This is a genomic window from Clostridium sp. AF21-20LB (genome assembly GCF_003478795.1).
GTDB lineage: Bacteria > Bacillota > Clostridia > Lachnospirales > Lachnospiraceae > Otoolea > Otoolea fessa.
Genome location: NZ_QUGD01000070.1, coordinates 1 through 515, shown reverse-complemented (window position 1 = coordinate 515; position 515 = coordinate 1). Strand labels below are relative to the sequence as shown.

The following is a 515-nucleotide window of genomic DNA, read 5'->3' as shown; positions in this document are numbered from 1 at the left end:
CGCTTAGGGGACACACCCGTTCCCATCCCGAACACGATGGTTAAGACCTAAGCGGCCGATGATACTATGCTGGAGACGGCATGGGAAAGCAGGTGGATGCCGGATTCCATTAAAAACAATTCGCTGAAAGCGATTTGAAATAGAACGGACACATCGGAATGGATGAACTATCTGTGATGAGGATGTGTTAACCTACACCAGCAGGGAAGTGCTGTTCCATATAACTGGTTTTTACCAGTGATTCATAAGTTCGAGCTTATCGAGGTTGTGAATGACTGATAAACTTCAGTCAAGTATGTACCTTGAAAACTGCATATTGAAAATCTGATACAAAGTTCAAACCGAGAGGTTTGAAACAAATATCAAGACATCCGAGGTGTTACACGAAAGTGTAACCAAACAAACCAAAACAAGCAATTATTAATTGTAAACACCATAAACCAAAGATGCAACGCTATGCATCTGAGAGGAACACCGTACCCGCGGTGTGAATCAATTGGTTAAGCTAATAAGAG

At 42.1% G+C, this 515-nt stretch carries 1 rRNA gene; it reads left to right on the top strand.

From position 1 onward, the window contains the following. Positions 1-105 (top strand): 5S ribosomal RNA (rrf, locus tag DWX76_RS13790); the annotation flags it as partial. Positions 106-515 lie beyond the last annotated feature (410 nt).